We start from the raw sequence: 17,920 nt of genomic DNA on the forward strand, positions 1-17,920 counted from the left end.
TTTAACAAGGATGATTGAACATCAAATGAACTGTTGCCAACCCGCGCCAGCTTATGGACCGGGGAATTTCCGGAGTGGACCGGCATGACGCGCCCGCCATCTGCATCGCTGCTCGACGCCTTCGCAACGCTGCTCGGCCCAAAGGGCTATAGCGTCGATCCCGATGCGATGGCGCCCTGGCTCACCGACTGGCGCGGCAAATATCATGGCCGCGCCGCCGCAATGCTGTCGCCCGCGACCACTGGCGAAGTCGCCGCCATCGTGCGCCTGTGCGCCGAGGCGAAGGTCGCGCTGGTTCCCCAGGGCGGCAACAGCGGTATGGTCGGCGGCGCCACCCCCGACGCCAGCGGCGACCAGTTGCTGCTCAGTCTGCGGCGCATGAACCGGATACGCCACATCGACGAAGCGGCGCAGCTCGCCATCGCCGAAGCGGGCGTAATTCTGGAGAATTTCCATAACGCAGTCCTGGCGCACCGGCTCCGCTTCCCGCTCACTCTTGGCGGAAAGGGCTCGGCGACGATCGGCGGGCTGGTGTCGACCAACGCCGGCGGCACGCAGGTACTGCGTCACGGATCGATGCGCGCGCTGACGCTTGGTGTCGAAGCGGTTCTGCCCGACGGCAGTATCTTCGACGGCCTGGCCCCGCTCAAAAAGGACAATCGCGGCTATGACCTGCGGCACCTGCTCTGCGGCGCCGAAGGAACGCTGGGCATTGTGACCGCCGCGTCGCTGCGCCTCGTCCCCGCGGCTGCCGCGCGGCGGACGGCGTGGATCGGGATCGATTCGCCCGAAAGCGCGCTGCTGCTGCTGCGCCGCGTCGATGCGGCGATCGGGCGCGAGCTGGAGGGGTTTGAGCTGATCCCGCATAGCTGTCTCGACGCGGTGCTGCGCCATATCCCCCAGACGCGCGCGCCGCTTGCTGCCGCGCAGCCATGGTATGTCCTGCTCGAACTCGCGGGGGAAGACGAGCGGGCCTTGGGCGAAGCCCTTGAAGCGCAACTCGCGGCGGCGCTCGACACCGGGCTGATCCGCGATGTCGTGATTGCCAAGAGCGATCGCGAGAGCGAGGATTTCTGGCGTCTGCGCGATTCCATCTCCGAAGCCGAGCGCGCCGAAGGACCGGCGTTGCAGCATGACATCAGCGTGCCCGTCGACCTGATGCCAGCTTTCATCGCCGAGGATCCGGCACGACTGGCCGCGGCCTTTCCCGGCGTGCGCGCCCTGTCGTTCGGGCATCTTGGCGACGGCAATGTCCATCATCATGTCCAGCCGCCCATCGGCGTCGACGGCGCGACCTGGCTTGCCGAACATGGCGCCGCAGTCAGCCGGCTAGTCTATTCGCACGTCCTCGAACTCGGGGGCTCGATCTCGGCCGAACATGGCATCGGCCAGATGAAGCGCGATATCCTGGCCGAACTGGACAGCCCGGCGCGCCTGTCCGCGCTGCGCGGGATCAAGGCCGGGATCGATCCGGCGGGCCTCCTTAATCCCGGCAAACTCGTCGCCTGATCATCGCGCAGCAAGGCGGGCCGCAGATCGCCCCCCGTCATCGCCCTCTTGCGCCGCACGACGCGGGTCAATAAGGCGCTTTATCCTTTTCGTCCCGAGCTTCGGGACCTTTACCGGAGTTCAAACATGGCCACCGCGCCCGCACCTGCCAATCTGCCGCTGTTCTACAACGACCTCGTTCCGCTTTCGAGCGTCGAGCATGCCGATTTCCACGCCCGCCCTCTCGAAAGCGCCGAATTCCTCGTGGGCCAGCACGCCATCCCGCTGACGTCGGACGAATTCGTGTCGGCATGCCGCTTTTTTCCGATCGTCTTCTCGGCGGGTGAAAATCCGGTTCCGCTCGCGCTGATGGGCCTGAACGAGGGCGTCAACACCTTCGTCGACGATGCGGGCAAACTCAACAATCCGGTTTATGTCCCGGCCTATATCCGCCGTTACCCCTTCCTTCTCGCGCGTCTTCAGCCCGATTCGGAAGATTTGTCGCTGTGCTTCGACCCGACGTCGGGCGCGCTCGGCAAGTTCGACGAGGGCGACGCCCTCTTTATCGACGGTCAGCCGTCGGAACAGGTTCAGGCAGTGCTCGAATTCTGCAAGAATTTCGAAGAAGCCGGTCAGCGCACCGGCATGTTCATGGAAGAGCTGAAGAAGGCCGACCTCCTTATGGACGGTGAAGTCGCCATCCAGCAGGAAGGCAATGACAAGCCCTACGTCTATCGCGGTTTCCAGATGGTCGACGAGAACAAGCTGCGCGAACTGCGCGGCGACGTGCTGCGCAAGCTGATGCAGAACGGCATTCTCGGCCTGATCTTCGCGCACCTCTTCTCGCTGCAGTTGATGCGCGAAATCTTCGCCGAACAGGTGAAGAGCGGCAAGATGCCCCTCAACACCGAACTTCCGACCGTCTGAATCCCATGAATTTGGCCGCCGTTGCATCGCGCAGCGGCGGCCAAATGGGCCAATATCTATATAGCGGCTCGCGCGGGGGCGAGGCCCTCAGAAATCGACCGCGACGCCCTTCAACTCCCAATCGCCGTAGCGCACCGGATTGCGCCCGCCCGGCTGGTCCTCGGCCTTGTCCTCCCGGATCGGCGCCGGCGTCGGCAAAGGGCTGTTCGCCCAGCCTTCGGGGGCTTTTACATTCGCGGGGCGCTTTACAGCGCGCGGCGTTCCGCCGATGGTCCCATTTTGGCTGCTGTCGGTCATGATACCCGCCTTATAGGATTTTTCATGCGTCACGCCAACCACGCCTTCACTTGTCATGGCTGATCGCCGCCCGCCCCGGCGCGCGCGTTCGTCCGGCGGAGCCGATCCCGCTGGCACCGCGACGCGCCGCGCCGCGCTACGGCTCATCGACGCAATCCTGCGACGGGGCGACCCGCTGGATGTCGCCATGCATGCCGCGACCCAGGGGCTGACCGGTGCCGACCGCGCCTTCGCCGTGGCGATCGTGTCTGAAACGCTGCGCTGGATGGTCGACCTCGACGCGCTGATCGACGGCGCGACGGCGCAGATTCTCCCTGACGACGTCAAATCGCGCGCGGTCCTGCGGATTGCGCTGACGCAGCTTCTGATCCTCAAGACCCCTGGTCATGCGGTCGTGTCGACGGCGCTGCCGCTCGTCGATGGTGGACCGCGAAGGCTCGTCCACGCGATCCTCTCGCGCGCGCAGCAGGAAGAATGGGAACTGCCTGGCCGCGCCACGCTTCCCCTGCCAACCGCCGAACGCTGGGCCGAGCAATGGAATCTCGCAATGGTCGAGGCGGCCGAAGCGGCGTGGAGCGCACCGCCGCCGATCGACCTCAGCTTCGCCGCCGAACCCGGCTCCGACGAATGGCCCGACGCTATTTCGCTCGCACCGCGCCATCGCCGCCTGCCCCGCGGTCAGGCCGTCGAAACGATGCCCGGCTATGGCGAGGGCGGCTGGTGGGTGCAGGATCTGGCGGCAAGCATTCCCGCCCGTCTGCTCGGCGTCGGCGAGGGGCGGACCGTGCTCGACCTTTGCGCAGCGCCGGGCGGCAAGACGATGCAGCTTGCCGCGGCCGGCTGGAACGTGGTTGCCGTCGATTCGAGCGCCAAGCGGCTCGAACGGCTACGCGCCAATATGGAACGCACGGGGCTGTCCGCCGAAATCGTCCAGGGCGATATCCGTTCGTGGGCGCCCGAGGGTCAGGCCGATGCGGTGCTGCTCGATGCCCCCTGCTCGGCCACCGGCATCTTCCGCCGCCATCCCGACGTGCTCCACCGCATCGAATCCCGGCAGATAGAGGAAATGGCGGCGCTTCAAACCGAACTGCTCGCACGCGCAGCGCGGTGGGTCAAACCGGGCGGAACGCTGGTCTATGCGACCTGTTCGCTCGAGCAGGCAGAGGGCGAGGATCAGGTGTCGACCTTCCTCGATCGTCACGCCGGATGGACGGTCGATCCCGCCCGCGCCGAAGAGCTTCCCGAGGCGATTGCCGCCGACGGTAACGGCCTGGTCCGCACGCTCCCTGACATGCTCGGCGAAGCAGGCGGCCTTGACGGATTTTTCGTCGCGCGCCTCCGCGCACCGTCAGACTAAACGGCGCGCCAATAGCGCGGGGCGGCAGCCACGATTGATGGCAAGCCGCCCCTCGGCGCCTTTAGAAGACGGCTTTCGCTGTCTCTTCCTTCATCATCGCCGCACGGACCATGGGGATCGGCGGACCGCCATATGACAGGAACTCGTCGTGGAATGCCTTCCACTTCGTCTTGTCGCCCTTCGTCCAGTCCTCGCGAAGCTTGCGGATCATCAGCTTGCCCATCGTGTAGTTCAGATAGGCGGGATCATAGGTACCGCGTGCAGCCTGTTGCCGAGCATTGCCTTCGTCCTGATAGCATTGCTCCTTGAACAGCTTTTCGCTGTCGGCAACGGTCATGCCTTTGGTGTGGAGCCCGATGGCCGAAAGATAGCGGCAATCGCGCAGCAAGGCGTTCGACAACTGGCCGATATGCGTTTCGGGATCGCCCTCGCCCAGTCCCGCATCCCACATCATTTCCTCGGTATAATGGGCCCAGCCCTCCGCAAAGGCATAGCCGACGAACAGCTTGCCAAAGATGCTTTCGGCACGGTTCGAGTGGAGGAAGTTCAGGAAGTGGCCCGGCCACACTTCATGGACCGAGGTGAAGAGCAAATCCTTGCGCCCCGGTACGAAGTCGGCTTGCGTTTGCTTGTCCCACGTCGGGTCGGGCGGTGAGATATAATAGACCGACGGCAGGCCTTTTTCATACGGCCCCGGAATGTCGATATAGGCGCTGTTCTGCCGGTTGTACGGCGGCGACTCCTCGACCTGCGCCTGTTCGGTGCCCGGGATCGTCACAATGTCCTTTTCGATCAGGAACGCGCGGAGCGTCGGCAACTGGCGGCGAGCCTCTGCGACCGGGCCGTCGGCGGGTTTGTCCGAATTCATCTTCTTCATGCAGTCGGCAATCGTCATGCCGGCGGCGTAAGTCGCACAGGCGGCTTTCAGCGCATCCTGGTTGCGCTTGAGGTCGGCCTGGCCAATCCGCTCCAGTTCGTCGAGCGACGTATCGACGCCCTCGTTGGTCAGGATCATCTTCGAGAATTTCGCCGCCCCAAGCGCATAGCCGTCGGGCGTGCCCGGCTGCGATCCGACATATTTGGCAAGGTCGGTCATTGCCGCACCCGCCTTCGCAGCGGCTTCGTCGAACTGCTTCTGCAGCGCCTCATCCTTGACCGAGGCGAAGGCTGCCTTGGCATCGCCCTTGTAATAATCGGCAAAGCCACCGAAGCCCGCGGTGCCATATTTGACGAAGGTCGCAGGCAGCGGCAGCTTCAGATTGGCCTTGATCTGCGCCGCGGCGGCGGGGACCTTTTCGGCATAGGCGATGAACGCCTTCATCCGCGTCGTCGCATCGGCATAGGGCCGCGCGATATAGACATTGGGGTCCAGGGCGCCGGTATAGAAGGCCGGGTTCTTCTGCGCGAAATCGGTATCGCGAAGGAAGAAGAGCTGGCCCTGCGCAACATGGACCAGATAGTCGCGCTCGAACTTTTCGGCGTCGGTCATCTCGCCGTCAAAGGCCTTGGCATCCGCGATGGCCTTTTCCAGATAGGCGGCCTGCTTCTCAAGCCCCTCCGGCGACCAGTCGGGAAGCTGACCGTCGAACTCATGCTTGCCCTGATAGACCGCGAAATTAGGATTTAGGGGGAAATAGCCCTTCAGGAAATTGTCGCGGAATTCGGTCCAGTTCTTCGCGCCCGACGCGGTCGCTGACTTGTTGTCCGACGCGTTGCAAGCGGTCAGGACCAGCAGCGTCGCGGCCATCGCCGCGCCGCAAAAGCGGGCAAATTTGCTTGTCATTCGATAGTCTCCCTCAATCGATGGCGCGTTTCTGCCACTGCGTCCTACCAATGGCATCCCCTAATCGACGAACGGCATACGTAAGGTTGACTGGACAGCAACGAAAAGGACGATAGGGCGGACGGCGATGGCAACGATCCCACCACCCGAAGGCGAAGAACCGGTCATGCCGGACGCGACGCCAAAAGCCCCCTCACCGCTCAGCTTTCCCGACTTCCGCTATTTTTGGGTAGCACGCTTTACCGCGGTGATGGCGACCATCGCGATGGTCGTGGTGATCGGTTACCAGCTCTATGACACCGCCCGGACCGACTATGGCATGTCGATCAAGGAAGCGTCGTTCCAGCTCGGCCTGCTCGGGCTCTTTCAGTTCGTACCGCTTGCCATCCTGACGCCCGTCGCGGGCTGGGCCGCCGACCGGTTCGAACGGCGGCGCGTCGCGATCTTTTCGAACCTGATCGACCTCCTCATCGCCGCCACGCTCGGCTGGTTCACCTGGGTGGACGGGCTCACTCTGCCCCTGCTCTTCAGCCTCGCCGCGCTGCACGGGGTCGCTCGTGTTTTTTCCGGCCCGGCAATGAGCGCGATCGCGCCCAATATTGTTCCGTCCGCCGTCCTGCCGCGCGCCATCGCGATGAGCAGCATCGCCTGGCAATCCGCATCGGTGATCGGCCCCGCTGCGGGCGGTCTCATCTATGCTGCGCATCCAGGCGCGGTGTATGTTTTCTCCGCGCTTCTCCTCGCCGCGTCGGCTTTCACACTCAGCCGTGTGCGGCCCGTCCTGCCCCCGCCCGCCGAAGTCCGCCGCCATCCGCTGCGCGAGATGGTCGACGGCTTGCGCTTCGTGTGGGTCGAGCGATTCCTGCTGGGGACGATCACGCTCGATCTGTTCGCGGTCCTGCTCGCAGGCGCGACCGCGATGTTCCCTGTCTTTGCCCGCGACATATTGCACGCCGGACCAGAGGGCGCGGGATTGATGCGTGCCGCGGTCGCGTTCGGGTCGGTCGGCGTAGCCGTCGGCCTGGCGATCCGACCGATCGAGCGCAACGTCGGTGTGAAGATGCTGTGGGCAGTCGCGGCGTTCGGGGTCGGAACGGTCGTGTTCGGACTCTCGACCAACCTGATCCTGTCGCTCGGCGTGCTCGTGATCATGGGCGCGGCCGACATGTTCTCGGTCTTCGTGCGCGGTACGCTGATCCAACTCAACACCCCCGATCAAATGCGCGGCCGCGTCAGCGCCGCGTCGGGGCTCGCGATTTCGGCCTCGAACGAGCTTGGCGAGATGCGCGCCGGTGCCATGGCGGCCGCGCTCGGCCCGGTCAGCGCCGTCGTCGTCGGCGGCGCTGCAGCGGTCGGCGTGACCGCGCTCTGGGCCTGGATCTTCCCCGAACTGCGGTGGGCCAAAACCTTCGAACCGCAGTTCAGGCAAACGACCGACTAGCGCCGAAACCATTTGCCGCGCCCAGCAAACATTCTGCCCGAAAGCTATTGTCAATTCATTTGGTTGAGTTATTTAGGTGTCACCCGTCACCGCGGTTCCCCTCTCTCCCCCGACGGAGTGACCGCCATGCACAATTCGAATATCCGCCATAAAATCCTGACCATTCCGGGCCTCTACAACAGCGGCCCCACGCACTGGCAAAGCCTGTGGGAACGCAGCTTTGCCGATTGCGAACGGGTCGAGCTCGGAAGCTGGGACGAACCCCTGAAAGACCAATGGGTCGACCGAATCGCCCAAGCGATCGACGCCGAGCATGAGCCCGTCCTCATTGCCGCGCACAGCCTCGGCTGCCATGCCTTTGCGCACTGGTTTGCCGCCGCGAGCAGCGTCGCCCGCGACCGCATCGCCGGCGCGTTGCTCGTCGCACCACCCGACCTATCACAGCTCCGCCGCGATAGCCGGGTCGAAAGCTTCACCGACTCGCCCGCGCTGTCGTCGCAGGTGCCGATGATCGTCGTTGCCAGCGACGATGATCCCTATGCGAAGACTGCACATGTCTGGCGCCTGTCGCGGCACTGGGATGCGCGGTTCGTCAACGCCGGCCCCTTCGGTCATATCAATGCAGACTCGGGGATCGGGGACTGGCCTTATGGACAGTATCTGCTCGCCTCGTTACAACCTCAGCCGACGCCGGTGCTGGCGGACGAGGCCCGCTGGCTCCGCGCCGGCGACTGGCCAAATCGCGTCCGCCGCGACCCGCGTTTCGAGTTCAAAGAAAGAGCGCACCGATCATGAAAGCCAATTCGATCCTCGATACCATCGGGAATACGCCGCACATTCGCGTGGCAAAACTGTTCCCCGACGCCGAAGTCTGGGTAAAGTCGGAACGCAGCAACCCCGGTGGGTCGATCAAGGATCGAATCGGTCTTGCGATGATCGAGGCGGCCGAAAAGGACGGCAGCCTGAAGGCCGGCGGCACTATCGTCGAGCCGACGTCGGGTAACACCGGCATCGGCCTCGCGATGGCTGCCGCGGTCAAGGGCTATAAGCTTGTGCTCGTCATGCCCGAAAGCATGTCGGTCGAACGTCGCCGGTTGATGCTGGCCTATGGCGCAACCTTCGACCTGACGCCGCGTGAAAAGGGCATGAAGGGCGCGATCGAGCGCGCCATCGAACTGGTCGAAACGACCCCCGGCGCATGGATGCCGCAGCAGTTCGAGAATGAAGCCAATATCGACGTCCATGTCCGCACGACGGGTCCCGAAATCCTGGCCGACTTCAAGGACAGCCCGATCGACGTGCTTATCACGGGCGTCGGTACCGGCGGCCATATCACCGGCACTGCGCAGTTTCTGAAACAGCATTGGCCGAACCTAAAGGTCTATGCGGTCGAACCCGAAGCGTCGCCGGTAATTTCGGGCGGCCAGCCCGCGCCGCACCCGATCCAGGGCATTGGCGCCGGCTTCATCCCGCGCAACCTCCACACCGACCTGCTCGACGGCGTGATCAAGGTCGATGCCGGCGCGGCAAAGGATTACGCGCGGCGCGCAGCGACCGAAGAGGGCATGCTCGTCGGCATCTCGTCGGGCGCCACCCTCGCCGCCATTGCACAGAAGCTTGCCGAACTGCCGCCGGGCAGCCGCGTGCTCGGCTTTAACTATGACACGGGCGAGCGCTATCTGTCGGTTCCTGATTTCCTTCCGGAGATCTGAGGACAGCCCGTGCACCTGCAAGACGATCAACCGGCGTTGCCCTTGCGGCGCGACTGGACGGGCTGGCTGTTCGTCCTGATCGCGGTCGCGGCGGTGATAGCGGTGCTTGTTGCGAGTCATTCATCCGGGCCCGCGAGGCATGCGGCGCATCGGCAACCCGTCGCACCGCCTGCCGACATCGTGCCCGAAGTCCAGCCCATGGAACTCGCGCCGGTCACCGAAGACGACGCGCGGGCACAAAACGCCGAAGTTGCGCTGATCACCAAGGGCTTCGTCGCGGCGCGCCCCTTCGTCTATGCAGGCGGCGGCGACGCGAAAGAGCGGGCCCGCGACTGCCTTGCCGCAGCGATGCTGTACGAGGCGGGCGACGACGCGAAGGGGCAGCAGGCGGTCGGCCAGGTCGTCATCAATCGCGCGCGCCATCCGGCGTTCCCCAAGTCGATCTGCGGCGTCGTTTTCCAGGGGTCGGAACGCACGACGGGGTGCCAGTTCACCTTCACCTGCGACGGAGCATTGAACCGTCGCTATTCGGACGCGGCGTGGCAACGCGCGCGGAACAATGCCGACATGATGCTGTCGGGCGGGACGTATCCTCCCGTCGGCCTTGCCACCCATTATCATACCGACTGGGTGCGCCCCTATTGGAGCGATAGCCTCGAAAAGATTGCGATCGTCGACACGCACCTGTTTTTCCGCTGGCCGGGCTATTGGGGCACGCCGGGCGCGTTTCGTGGTGCGGTGTCGGGTAGCGACGGGCCGGTCGCGAAGCTCGCGGCGATTTCGCCGCTGCACGCGATCGCGCTGGGGTTGCCGACCGATATGGCAACCGGCGTCGATGCCAATGCCGCCGTCGGCGAAGCACGCGTCGTCGCTGGCGCGGGCGAAAGCGCGGGCCGCGACACCATCTACACCCAGCTCGACCGCAAGGCAGCGCCCGAAAGTTTCGTCACGACGGCGCTGCGGCTCTGCGGCGACAAGCCCTATTGCAAGTTCATGGGCTGGACCAACCCGACCCTGAAACCCGACAGCGACGCGATGAGCGATACACAGCGTGCGGCAATGACCTTCTCATACCTCCGCGACGACAAGGCGGGGTTCGAAAAGGCGCTTTGGAATTGCAGCGAATATAAACGCGACGATGTGCGCCAGTGCATGAAGCGCTGATCGAGGTCATGCGCGACAGCTTTGGGGTGAGGAGCGGACGCTCAGTCCCCCACCCTCGTCATCCCGGGCTTGACCCGGGATCCCGCTTTTCTGTCGCATCGACCGACCTGGACCTCAAGCGGGACCCCGGATCAAGTCCGGGGTGACGAAGAAGGATGGGTCCGTAATCGGCCCTTACCGGACCTCGTATCAGCCGTGCGGCTTGATCAGATATTTCTCGCCGGTCCGCTTCGCATTATATGCCTGCGCCGTATCGACATTCAGCGCCTCGGTCAGCGAAATTTCATGGCTGTAATGGCTCTTGAAGGTCGTCGTCAGTTCGTCGACGACGCGCTTGCGCATCCGCCCCACGGTCTCCATCCCCGCCTTCGCCATGAACGGCGTCAGCAGGAAGCCGCCAAGCGCCCAGGTCAGGCCGAAACTGCGCGCAGAAAAGGTCGTCGGCGACAGGTCGAGCGCGCCATAGATATAGACCTGCTTGAACGTGTCCGAACCATAACGGCTATAGGTCGTCATGCGCTTGACCGCAGCCGCCTCCATCGCGGTCAGGACCTGCCCCGCAAGCTTGCCGCCGCCGGTCGCATCGAAGCCCAGCGTCGCGCCAGTCTCGACAATCGCATCGACCAGCCGCTCCATGAAATCGTCGGCGCTGCTGTTGACGACATATTTCGCGCCGATTCCCTTCAGTATCTCAACCTGCGCGTCGCTGCGCACGATGTTGACGAGGGGAATATTATCCTTGGCGCAAATCTTGACGAGCATCTGGCCAAGGTTCGACGCGGCAGCGGTGTGGACGATCGCGCTGTGATTCTCCATCCGCATCGTTTCGGTGAACGCGAGGCTGGTGAGCGGATTGACGAAGCAGGACGCGCCATCGGCGGGATCGGTGCCGTCGGGCAGCGGCATCACCATCTGCACCGGCAGGCAGCGATATTCGGCGTACATTTCCCCACCGAGCAGCGCGACGGTCTTGCCAAGCAGCGCCTGTGCTTCGGGCGTGTCCCCCGCCGCAACGACAGTGCCGCAGCCCTCGTTGCCGATCGCCAGTGCGTCGCCGACACGCCCGCTCATCGCGCGCATACCGGCGGGAGGAACATCTGCGGCGATCAGCGGTTGGCCGTCCTTGGTCGCAGCGCGCGCGGTCGACATGTCGGCGCCGCCGAACAGCAGGCCAAGGTCCGACGGATTGATCGGCGCGGCAAGCACCTTCACCAGCACCTCATGCGGCTTCGGGGTCGGCATCGGGCGGCGCTCGAGCGACACCTCGAGCTGCCCTTCGGGCTTCACGAGCGTCAACATGGTAAGGTTGGTGTCAGGCAGGTCGGTCATCGCGCATCTCCCGTCGCTTTTCGGTTTCTCGATGCAACGAATTAGGCGGCGCAGAGGCGGCTGGCAATCACTAACCATCCGCCGCGTCTCGGTGCCGATGTCCAATTTGGCGTGGTGAATGGACGTTCAGTCACCCCCTTCCGTCATCCCGGGCTTGACCCGGGATCCCGCTTATTGAAGGCACTGGCACGCTTCACGAAATAGCGGGACCCCGGATCAAGTCCGGGTGACGAAGAAAGATAGGTCCGCAATCGGTCGAACACGGTTAAGCGCGCCGGTATTCCGCAGCGTACCGCAGCACCTCACCCGCAAGTTCCTTCCGGCAGATCAGCAGGTCGGGCAGATAGGTGTCGGGATTATTGTATCGGATCGGCGATCCGTCGACGCGGCTCACGTGCAGACCCGCCGCCTGCGCCACCGCGACCGGGGCGCAATTGTCCCATTCATATTGGCCGCCGGTGTGAAGATAGATATCCGCCTCCCCCCGCACTACCGCCATCGCCTTGGCTCCGGCCGACCCCATCGCGACCAGTTCGGCGCACAGCTTCTCGGCAACGAAGACGGCTTCGGCGGCGGGGCGCGTGCGGCTGACGAGCATCCGGAGCGGCTGGTTCGCTGGCTGGAGCGGTGCCGGTGTTCCAGACGTCAATGTGATGCCCAGCCCCGGCAGCGCAACCGCGCCGACCGTCGCGACGCCATCGACCGCAAGCGCGACATGCACCGCCCAATCGTCCCTGCCCTCGCCATATTCGCGCGTGCCGTCGAGTGGGTCGACGATCCAGACGCGGCTCTGCCCGCAGCGCGCGATATTGTCCTTCTCTTCTTCGGAGAGGAGCGCATCGGCGGGCCGGGCCGCGCGAATCTCGCGGCACAGCATCGCGTTGGCCTGCTCGTCACCGGCCTTCCCCAACGCCTTGCCTTCAAGGCCGCCATGCGCACGCAAATCCATCAGGATCGCCCCCGCGGCGGTTGCAAGCCGTTCGGCCAGTTGTTCGTCCGTTTCCCCCGCAGCCATATCTATCCCAACAAGCGATCGATGATCAGGTCCGCCGCCTCTTCGGGCGTCATCGCGGTCGTGTCGATACGAATTTCGGGCGTCTCGGGCGCTTCATAGGGGCTATCGATGCCGGTGAAATTCTTGAGTTGCCCGGCGCGCGCCTTTTTATAGAGGCCCTTCACGTCGCGCTTCTCCGCCTCGGCGAGCGGGGTGTCGATGAACACTTCGATGAACTCGCCCTCAGGCAGCATGCCGCGCACCATTTCGCGTTCGGCGCGGAAGGGCGAGATGAAAGCGGTAATGACGATAAGCCCCGCGTCGCTCATCAGTTTCGCGACCTCGCCGACGCGGCGGATATTCTCGATCCGGTCGGCCTCGGTAAAGCCGAGATCGCGGTTGAGCCCGTGGCGGACATTATCGCCGTCGAGCAGGAAGCTGTGCCGGTTCATCCGGTGCAGCTTCTTTTCGACCAGGTTGGCGATCGTCGATTTGCCCGAGCCCGACAATCCGGTGAACCACAGCAGCGCCGGGCGCTGATTCTTGAGGTTCGCGCGCATGTCGCGGTCGATATCGGTCGCCTGCCAATGCACATTCTGCGCACGGCGCAGGCTGAAGTGCAGCATTCCCGCGGCCACGGTCGCATTGGTCAGCTTGTCGATCAGGATGAAGCCGCCAAGCGTCCGATTGTCCGAATAGGCCTCGAAAGTGATCGGCTTGTCGGTCGAAAGTTCGACGACGCCGATACCATTGAGTTCGAGCGTCTTTGCCGCAAGATGATCGAGTGTGTTGACGTTGATCTCATATTTCGGCGCCTGGATGGTCGCCGAAACGCTCTGCGTCGCGAGCTTCAGCCAATAGGCGCGGCCCGGAATCATCGCCTCGTCCGCCATCCAGACGAGCGTCGCCTCGAACTGGTCGGCCGCCTCGGGCGGATTGTCGGCAGCCGCGATGACATCGCCGCGCGAGCAGTCGACCTCGTCTGCAAGCGTCAACGTCACCGACTGGCCCGCAACAGCTTCCCCAAGGTCGCCATCGAGCGTGACGATGCGGTCGACGGTCGTTGTCTTGCCGCTGGGCAAGATGCGCACAGCATCCCCCGGCTTGACCTTGCCACTCGCAAGCTGGCCCGAGAAACCGCGGAAATCGAGGTTCGGGCGGTTGACCCATTGTGCCGGCAAACGGAACGGCTTTGCCTCGTCAGCGGCTGCGCCGATCTCAACAGTTTCGAGATGTTCGATCAGCGCCGGGCCCTTGAACCAAGGGGTGTTTTCCGACAGCGCGGTGATATTGTCGCCCTTGAAGCCCGAGATCGGGATCGCGGTGAAATTGGTGATGCCGATCTCGCTCGCGAACGCCCGGTACGCCAGCGTGATCCGGTCGAACACGGCCTTGTCGTAACCGACAAGGTCCATCTTGTTCACCGCCAGCACGATATGCTTGATGCCGATCAGATGCGCCAGGAAGCTGTGCCGGCGCGTCTGAGTCAGCACACCCTTGCGTGCGTCGATCAGGATGACGGCAAGGTCGGCGGTCGAGGCGCCGGTGACCATGTTGCGCGTATATTGCTCGTGCCCCGGCGTGTCGGCGACGATGAACTTGCGCTTCTCGGTCGTGAAAAAGCGATAGGCGACGTCGATCGTGATCCCCTGCTCGCGCTCGGCGGCGAGGCCGTCGACGAGCAACGCGAAGTCGATCTCCTGCCCCTGTGTACCGACGCGCTTGCTATCGGCTTCCAGCGCGGCGAGTTGATCCTCGAATATCATCTTCGAGTCATAGAGCAGGCGGCCGATCAGGGTCGATTTCCCGTCATCGACCGAGCCACAGGTGATGAAGCGCAGCAGCGACTTCTTCTCGTGACCCGCCAGATAGGCGTCGATATCCTCGGCGATCAGCGCGTCGGTCACATAGATGGGGTCAGTCATCAGAAATACCCCTCCTGCTTCTTCTTCTCCATCGACGCATCGCCGCCATCCTTGTCGATGATGCGGCCTTGCCGTTCGCTGGTCGTCGTCAGCAGCATTTCCTGGATGACTTCCGAGAGCGTTTTCGCTTCGCTCTCGACCGCGCCGGTCAGCGGGTAGCAGCCGAGCGTGCGGAAGCGGACAGAACGCTCCACGGGCGTTTCGCCGGGCAGCAACGGAAAGCGATCGTCGTCGACCATGAGCAACAGGCCGTCGCGTGTCACAGTCGGACGCGGCGCAGCGAAATAGAGCGGCACGATCGGAATATTCTCGCGCGCAATATACTGCCAGATGTCGAGTTCGGTCCAGTTCGAGATCGGGAAGACGCGGATGCTTTCGCCCTTCGCCTTGCGCGCATTATAGAGGTTCCAGAGCTCGGGACGCTGCTTCTTCGGATCCCAGCCATGGCTCGCGGTACGGAAGGAAAAGATGCGTTCCTTCGCACGGCTCTTTTCCTCGTCGCGCCGGGCGCCGCCGAAAGCGACGTCGAAGCCATGGAGGTCGAGTGCCTGTTTGAGGCCTTCGGTCTTCCACATGTCGGTGTGGAGCGGGCCGTGATCGAAGGGATTGATCCCCCGTTCCTTCGCTTCGGGGTTCTGATAGACGATCAGTTCCATGCCGCTTTCGGCCGCCATGCGATCGCGCAGTTCGTACATCGCCCGGAATTTCCATGTCGTGTCGACATGAAGTAGCGGGAACGGCGGCGGCGAAGGATAAAAGGCTTTGCGCGCGAGATGCAGCATCACGGCGCTATCCTTGCCCACGCTATACAGCATTACAGGCTTCGCGGCGTCGGCCATCACTTCGCGCATGATATGAATGCTCTCGGCCTCGAGCCGGTCGAGATGGGTCAGCGTATCGGTCATGCCTCGCCCTTGCCTCCCCCATTGGCGGCGCGCAAACTGTATGGCCTTTTGAGGGTGCAAGCCAGACTTGTGAGGCCTCCGATCATGCAGCGATGTCGACTTTCATCTGCCGCCACTCGGCCGCTATCGCGCCGATCGTTTCGAGCGCGTGCGCCAGCCGCGGTGCAATTTCGGGGAGCGTACGCCAGGCTGGATCGGTGATCAGGCCGAGTTCGCGGCGAAAATCATAGCCTGCGACCTTCAAGGGAACGATGCCGTCGATCGCGAGCGAAACGGGCGCGGTGGTGATCCCGATCCCCGCCGCAACCATACGCAGGCAACGCTCGTCGCTTTCGCTACGCAACGCGAAGCGCGGGCGAACCCCGTGCCGCGTAAAGAAGCGGCTCCCCGCGTCGAGGAATTCGCACGACCGGCGCGCAATCATCGTTTCGGCTGCGAGCTCCTCGGGCCCGACTTCGATGCGTCCCGCGAGCGGGTGATCCGACGCGATGAACATCGCCAGCGGCTCTTCATAGAGCGGCAGCACATGGTCGCCGCGCTCGCCCGCCCGCAGCGGCACAAGCACCATGTTGACGCGGCCGCTGCCAAGCGCCGCGCGGAGTTCGGAGTCGCTATTCTCGATCAGCTCGATCGCGAAACCCGGCCGCAGCGCGGTGGCGATTGCCTGTAGCAGTTCAGCGGGGGCCGAGCGGATCACCCCGAGCTTGAGCTCGCTCGCCTGGCCGTCGCTCTCGCGCCCGAAGCTGTCGGCAGTCCGAAAGCCGCGTTCGAGATCGCGCGCGATCGGCAGGAAGCGCCCCCCGGCCTCGGTCAACCTGATCTGGCGGCGATTACGGATGAACAATGACGTGCCGACCAGCTTTTCAAGTTCGGCGATGCCGGTCGAGAGCGCCGGCTGGGTGACGCGGATGCGCAGCGCCGCCTGAGTGAAGCTGCCCGCATCGACGACGGCGAGAAACTGGCGGATATGGGTGCGCTTAATCATAGATTTTACTTATGCTAAATCTGTGATCGTTTCAATTTCCCTATGAACATATTTTGATGCACTATCGCGCCCCTGTCCCGCCCAGATCGATAGGTAATCCATGCGCGCCACCCCCGATTTCGACTTCGCACTCGGCGAAACCGCCGACATGATCCGCGAAACCACTGCCCGCTTCGCCGACGAACAGATCGCGCCGCTTGCGGCCAAGGCTGACGCCGAAGACTGGTTTCCGCGCGACGAATTGTGGACGCAGATGGGCGAGCTTGGCCTGCACGGCATCACCGTCGAGGAAGAATATGGCGGGCTGGGCCTCGGCTATCTCGAACATGTCATCGCCGTCGAGGAAGTGTCGCGCGCATCGGGCGCCATCGGCCTCTCCTATGGCGCGCACTCGAACCTCTGCGTCAACCAGATCCGCCGCTGGGGCAACGCCGCGCAAAAGGCGAAATATCTGCCCAAGCTGATCAGCGGCGAGCATGTCGGCAGCCTCGCCATGTCCGAGGCGGGTGCGGGCAGCGACGTCGTGTCGATGAAGCTGAAGGCCGAGCGCAAAGGTAGCGGCTATGTTCTCAACGGCACCAAATTCTGGATCACCAACGCGACGCACGCCGACACGCTGGTCGTCTATGCAAAGACCAGCCCCGAGGCCGGATCGCGCGGGATCACCGCCTTCCTGATCGAAAAGGACATGCCGGGGTTCAGCATCGGGCAAAAGATCGACAAGGTCGGCATGCGCGGATCGCCGACGGCGGAACTGGTCTTCACCGATTGCGAAGTGTCCGAGGAACAGGTGATGGGCCCAGAGAATGGCGGCGTCGGCGTGCTGATGTCGGGGCTCGATTATGAACGCGTCGTGCTCGCCGGGCTCCAGCTCGGCATCATGCAGGCGTGCCTCGACACGGTCATCCCCTATGTCCGCGAGCGTAAGCAGTTCGGGAAGCCCATCGGTTCGTTCCAGCTCATGCAGGCGAAGGTCGCGGACATGTATGTCATGCTCCAGTCGGCGCGTTCGTACGTCTATAACGTCGCCAAGGCATGCGACGCAGGGCAGACGACGCGCTTCGACGCCGCGGGCGCGATCCTGCTCGCCAGCGAGAATGCGGTGAAGGTCGCGGGCGAAGCGATCCAGGCGCTGGGCGGCGCGGGCTATACCAAGGACTGGCCGGTCGAACGCTATTGGCGCGACGCCAAGCTGCTCGACATCGGCGCTGGCACCAATGAAATCCGCCGGATGTTGATCGGCCGCGAACTGATCGGCGCCGGCGCGTGATCTGGCTCTGGCTGTCGGCCGCCTTCATGGTGACGACGGCCGGGGTTCATTCGGTGCCGGGCTATCGGCGCCTGATCGTGCCGTTGCTGCGCGCTGGGCCGCTTGCCGATCCGCTGACGCGACGCATCATCCGCTTTGCCTGGCATGCAACGTCCGTGCTGATGCTGATTTCGGCTGCGGCGGTCGCATGGCCGGGAACACCCAACGGGTTGCTGATAGCCATCGGCAGCGGCTGGCTGGCGACGGGGCTGGCCAACGCCGTTTACACCAGGGGTCGGCACATTGCCTGGCCGGCCCTCAGCGGCGCCGGCATCTTCGCGCTGATCGGCGCGTTGGCCTGAAC

Annotated in this window: 16 protein-coding genes; 9 read left to right on the forward strand and 7 right to left on the reverse strand. The window is 63.9% G+C overall.

The genetic code is table 11. The features are described from left to right. Window positions 1-84 precede the first annotated feature (84 nt). Entirely contained in the window at window positions 85-1,509 is a 1,425-nt protein-coding gene (locus SC1_RS10555; protein WP_062181152.1) for an FAD-binding oxidoreductase, read from the forward strand. 126 nt (window positions 1,510-1,635) lie between these two features. Beyond that, window positions 1,636-2,415: a SapC family protein gene (locus SC1_RS10560; RefSeq protein WP_062183946.1), complete on the forward strand. Its 780-nt coding sequence runs from the start codon at window positions 1,636-1,638 to the stop codon at window positions 2,413-2,415. Between the two features lie 87 nt (window positions 2,416-2,502). On the opposite strand, the gene SC1_RS10565 is transcribed toward SC1_RS10560, so the two are convergent. Further along, window positions 2,503-2,769: a DUF1674 domain-containing protein gene (locus tag SC1_RS10565; protein WP_238586653.1), complete on the reverse strand. Its 267-nt coding sequence runs from the start codon at window positions 2,767-2,769 to the stop codon at window positions 2,503-2,505. On the opposite strand from SC1_RS10565, the gene SC1_RS10570 reads away from it, so the two are divergent. Next, entirely contained in the window at window positions 2,768-4,069 is a 1,302-nt protein-coding gene (locus SC1_RS10570; protein WP_062181155.1) for an RsmB/NOP family class I SAM-dependent RNA methyltransferase, read from the forward strand. The two genes, SC1_RS10565 and SC1_RS10570, sit on opposite strands and share 2 nt — an antisense overlap. A gap of 61 nt (window positions 4,070-4,130) precedes the next feature. Here SC1_RS10570 and SC1_RS10575 read toward each other — a convergent pair whose 3' ends face one another. Next, window positions 4,131-5,852: a DUF885 domain-containing protein gene (locus SC1_RS10575; protein ID WP_083435786.1), complete on the reverse strand. Its 1,722-nt coding sequence runs from the start codon at window positions 5,850-5,852 to the stop codon at window positions 4,131-4,133. 127 nt (window positions 5,853-5,979) lie between these two features. Here SC1_RS10575 and SC1_RS10580 point away from each other — a divergent pair, with 127 nt between their 5' ends. The 4 genes from SC1_RS10580 to SC1_RS10595 all read left to right on the forward strand — a co-directional run bounded on the left by SC1_RS10580 (window position 5,980) and on the right by SC1_RS10595 (window position 10,169). Further along, window positions 5,980-7,293, forward strand: coding sequence for an MFS transporter (locus tag SC1_RS10580; protein ID WP_083435787.1), 1,314 nt, complete (start codon window positions 5,980-5,982; stop codon window positions 7,291-7,293). A gap of 126 nt (window positions 7,294-7,419) precedes the next feature. Beyond that, complete coding sequence (locus SC1_RS10585; protein WP_062181159.1) at window positions 7,420-8,088, forward strand: alpha/beta hydrolase; 669 nt, start codon at window positions 7,420-7,422, stop codon at window positions 8,086-8,088. Continuing rightward, the gene (gene cysK / locus SC1_RS10590; RefSeq protein WP_062181163.1) at window positions 8,085-9,005 is read left to right on the forward strand and encodes a cysteine synthase A; all 921 of its coding nucleotides are present in this window, start codon (window positions 8,085-8,087) and stop codon (window positions 9,003-9,005) included. The genes SC1_RS10585 and cysK overlap by 4 nt, the downstream gene beginning before the upstream one ends. Before the next feature lie 9 nt (window positions 9,006-9,014). After that, a complete protein-coding gene (locus SC1_RS10595) occupies window positions 9,015-10,169 on the forward strand; it encodes a cell wall hydrolase (protein WP_062181166.1) in 1,155 nt (384 codons plus the stop codon). A gap of 189 nt (window positions 10,170-10,358) precedes the next feature. On the opposite strand, the gene SC1_RS10600 is transcribed toward SC1_RS10595, so the two are convergent. The 5 genes from SC1_RS10600 to SC1_RS10620 all read right to left on the reverse strand — a co-directional run bounded on the left by SC1_RS10600 (window position 10,359) and on the right by SC1_RS10620 (window position 16,307). After that, window positions 10,359-11,498, reverse strand: coding sequence for a zinc-binding dehydrogenase (locus tag SC1_RS10600; RefSeq protein ID WP_062181168.1), 1,140 nt, complete (start codon window positions 11,496-11,498; stop codon window positions 10,359-10,361). 265 nt (window positions 11,499-11,763) lie between these two features. After that, window positions 11,764-12,513 (reverse strand): 3'(2'),5'-bisphosphate nucleotidase CysQ, encoded by a 750-nt coding sequence (locus tag SC1_RS10605; protein ID WP_062181173.1) that lies wholly within the window; start codon window positions 12,511-12,513, stop codon window positions 11,764-11,766. Window positions 12,514-12,515: 2 nt separating this feature from the next. Continuing rightward, window positions 12,516-14,417 (reverse strand): sulfate adenylyltransferase subunit CysN, encoded by a 1,902-nt coding sequence (cysN, locus tag SC1_RS10610; protein ID WP_062181176.1) that lies wholly within the window; start codon window positions 14,415-14,417, stop codon window positions 12,516-12,518. After that, the gene (gene cysD / locus SC1_RS10615) at window positions 14,417-15,364 is read right to left on the reverse strand and encodes a sulfate adenylyltransferase subunit CysD (RefSeq protein ID WP_274520264.1); all 948 of its coding nucleotides are present in this window, start codon (window positions 15,362-15,364) and stop codon (window positions 14,417-14,419) included. The genes cysN and cysD overlap by 1 nt, the downstream gene beginning before the upstream one ends. Window positions 15,365-15,404: 40 nt before the next feature. Further along, window positions 15,405-16,307, reverse strand: a complete 903-nt coding sequence (locus SC1_RS10620) for a LysR family transcriptional regulator (protein WP_062181182.1) — start codon at window positions 16,305-16,307, stop codon at window positions 15,405-15,407. A 100-nt stretch (window positions 16,308-16,407) separates the two neighbouring features. On the opposite strand from SC1_RS10620, the gene SC1_RS10625 reads away from it, so the two are divergent. After that, a complete protein-coding gene (locus SC1_RS10625; RefSeq protein WP_062181186.1) occupies window positions 16,408-17,577 on the forward strand; it encodes an isovaleryl-CoA dehydrogenase in 1,170 nt (389 codons plus the stop codon). Beyond that, entirely contained in the window at window positions 17,574-17,918 is a 345-nt protein-coding gene (locus SC1_RS10630; RefSeq protein ID WP_062181189.1) for a hypothetical protein, read from the forward strand. Before SC1_RS10625 ends, SC1_RS10630 begins: the two co-directional genes overlap by 4 nt. The last annotated feature ends 2 nt before the right edge of the window (window positions 17,919-17,920 follow it).

This window comes from Sphingopyxis sp. C-1, from assembly GCF_001047015.1.
In the GTDB taxonomy this organism is placed as follows: Bacteria; Pseudomonadota; Alphaproteobacteria; order Sphingomonadales; family Sphingomonadaceae; genus Sphingopyxis.